This window comes from Streptomyces sp. NPDC107546 (genome assembly GCF_055639175.1).
The window spans coordinates 1-3,022 of sequence record NZ_JBVKBA010000078.1; the positions used below are offsets into that span (position 1 = coordinate 1).

At 72.7% G+C, this 3,022-nt stretch carries 2 protein-coding genes and 1 pseudogene; all 3 read right to left on the bottom strand.

All coding sequences use genetic code 11. From position 1 onward, the window contains the following. On the bottom strand, positions 1-1,402 hold a 1,402-nt coding region (locus tag ACZ7L1_RS39165), incomplete at its 3' end, for a GlgB N-terminal domain-containing protein (RefSeq protein ID WP_471444480.1). A gap of 31 nt (positions 1,403-1,433) precedes the next feature. Beyond that, on the bottom strand, positions 1,434-2,834 hold the full coding sequence (locus ACZ7L1_RS39170; protein ID WP_471444482.1) for a maltokinase N-terminal cap-like domain-containing protein: 1,401 nt from the start codon (positions 2,832-2,834) through the stop codon (positions 1,434-1,436). A gap of 87 nt (positions 2,835-2,921) precedes the next feature. After that, positions 2,922-3,022, bottom strand: a pseudogene (locus ACZ7L1_RS39175) (alpha-glucosidase C-terminal domain-containing protein); the annotation flags it as partial.

Genomic DNA, 3,022 nt, shown 5'->3' on the forward strand with positions numbered 1-3,022 from the left:
CCTTGACGTACCCCGGCAAATGATCAGCCAGCTGCCGGTAGGTCAGCCCCGGCCGCCAGGACGGCAGGTGCACCTCGTACACCGAGAACGGCGCCTCGTGCACCGGCCGCTCACCCCGCCGGGCCATCCACTCCGCGTCCCCCCACGCGTGGTGCGAGGCGCACACGACCGAGGACGTGTTCGGCGGGGCCTCCGTGCGGCGGGCCAGCGGGTCGGCGCGCAGCGTCTTGGATCCGTCGGGGCGGGTGATCTCGAACTTGTACAGCTCGCCCTCGCCGACACCGGGCACGAACAGCTCCCACACCCCGGTCGAGCCGAGCGAGCGCATCGGGAAGCCGGTGCCGTCGAAGAAGTTGAAGCTCCCGGCCACGCGCACGCCCCGTGCGTTCGGCGCCCACACCGAAAAGCGGGTGCCGCTCACGCCCTGGTGGGTCATGGGGTGGGCGCCGAGTGCCTTCCACAGCTCCTCGTGGCGTCCCTCGCCGATCAGGTGCAGGTCGAGGTCGCCCAGCGTGGGCAGGAAACGGTACGCGTCCTCGGTGTCCTGGACCGTGCCCTCGTACTCGACCAGCAGCCGGTACTCGGGTACGTCCGGCAGCGGCAGCAGTCCGGAGAAGAAGCCGTCCCCGTCGTCGTGCAGCTCGGCACGCACATCCCCGGCGAGGACGGTCACGGACAGCGCATACGGCCGGAAGGCCCGCACGGCGACACCGCCCGGCACGAGGTGCGCGCCGAGCACGGCGTGCGGGTCGTGGTGGGTGCCGGCCAGCAGCCGCTCACGGTCCCCGGCCGCGAGTGCGGGGGACCCGGCCACGCCGGCCGAGGGGTCCGCCGCGGCGACCTTCTGAGCGGCCACCTTCTGAGCGGCGACTTCCTTCACGGCCGTCTTCTTGGTCGCCGTCTCCTTGGCTGGTGCCTTCGCCACCGTCGTCTTGGCCGCCTTGGCCGCCGTCTTCTTCGCGGGCGCTGTGCCAGCCGATGCCTTCTGCGCCACCGCCTTCTCGGCGACCACCCCGGCCGCCGTCGTCTTCGCGGCGACCCTCTTCGCGACGACCTTCTTCGCCACGGTCTTCTTGGCTGCCGTCTTCTTCGTCGCCGTCTTCTTGGCTGGTGCCTTCTTCACCGGCGCTTTCCCGGCCGTTGCCTCATTCGCCGCGGTGCTCTCGCTCTGGGCGGCGGTCCCCTTCACCTCCGCGACCGGTGTCCTCGCGACGGCCTTCTTCGCGACCGCTTTCTTCGCCGTGGCCTTCTTCGCCCCGGTCGCCGCCTTCTTCGCCACCGCCTTCTTCTTCCCGGCCGTCGGCGGCTCTGAGGCAGCCGCTGTCGCCTTCTGCGCACCGGCCGTCGGCCGGCCCTCGGCGCTCTTCTTCGTGCTGTCGTCGGACGGAGGACGGGGGGTCACGGACGGGGCCTCCTCGGCAGGCGATGGTGGGTCATGGTGTGGGGTCGGCGGACAGGCGGCGTATCGCCGCCATCGGGACCGGAAGCCAGTCGGGCCGGTGGCGGGCCTCGTACACGACTTCGTAGACGGCCTTGTCCGTCTCGTACGCGCGCAGCAGTACCGGTTCGGTGCGTGGATCGCGCCCGGCGACCTCCGCGTAACCGGAGCAGTAGGCGGCCCGGCACTCCGTGGCCCACTCCGGGTCCGCCGGGACGGCAGAGTAAGCCGCGTAGTCGAAGGAGCGCAGCATTCCGGCGATGTCCCGCGCCACCGGCTGTGGCATCCGGCGCTCGGCCAGCGACTTCGACGGCTCTCCCTCGAAGTCGATCAGTGACCAGTCCCCGGACGGCGAGCGCAGGCACTGCCCCAGGTGCAGGTCGCCGTGCACGCGCTGGGCGGTCCACACCCGCCCCTCGGCCGCGAGGTCGCCCAGTGCCTCGAACGCGGAGCGCAGCCGGGGCGCGTACGGCCGCAGCGCGGGCACCGCCTGGGCCGCCGTCTCCAGGCGCTCGATCATGCCGTCGACCAGCAGCCCTGTCTGGGCGTGGCCGAGGGTGACCGCGGGCAGGGTGCGGGCCAGCGCCGTGTGCACCTCGGCGGTCGCCCGCCCGAGCGCCCGGGCCTCGGCGGTGAAGTCCTCCCCCTTGGCCAGCTCGCGCAGCGCCAGCTCCCAGCCGTCCGTCGCGCCCCGCACATACGGCTGCAGCACGGCCAGGACGTACGGGTCCTCGAGGTCGTCCAGGTCGGCGAGCAGCCAGCCGGCCGGGGCGGGCACCCGTGGGCAGCCCTCGCGCGCGAGTGCCAGCGGCAGTTCGAGATCGGGGTTGACGCCCGGCAGGACACGGCGCAGGAGCTTGAGGATGAACGTATCTCCGTAGACGATCGAGGAGTTCGACTGCTCGGAGGTGACCAGCCTCGGGACGAGCCCCTCCGGTATCTCCTGGCGAGTGTCCCCCTCGAAGCGCAGCGGGCCGACGCGGGCGCGGCTACGGATCGCCTCCAGGAGCACGGTGGCGGCCCGGGGGTCGTACAGCGCCTCGTAGACGGTCCGTCCTGCCAGCGGGCCGTCCTCCAGATGCCCGATGAGCGCGGGTGCGAGGTGCCGGGGCAGCGCCTCGCGGACGCCTATCAGCAGCTGGTAGCAGTCCCCGGGGTGGGGCAGGGCGCCGGGCGCCGGGGTGTCCGGCTGGTGCGCCCGCACGAGGAGGTGGACCAGGCCCAGCGGGCCGCCGGGCGGCAGCAGGTCGGTGGCCGCCACCAGGGAGAACCCGGTGACCGGCCGTCCCTTGCCCGCGAACCAGCGCTGTCGCGGCAACCACTCCCGCAGCAGCGGATCGAGGGAGGCGAGCAGGCCGGGGTGGGTCGTGGTGGGACGGATGACGGCTTCCGGCATGGCGTGCGTCCTTTCCCCGGGGACGGTCGGGGGGTTACTTGCCTGCGTGCCCCGGTCGGGGCGGTGGAAACCGCCCCGACCGGACGACTAGGCGACGTCCTTGCGGAGGCGGAACCAGTAGAAGCCGTGGCCTGCGAGGGTGAGCAGGTAGGGCAGTTCTCCGATGGCGGGGAAGCGGACCCCGCCGA

Coding starts and splice junctions, on each gene's coding strand:
- ACZ7L1_RS39170 (WP_471444482.1), bottom strand. CDS start 2,834: ATGCCGGAAGCCGTCATCCGTCCCACCACGACCCACCCCGGCCTGCTC.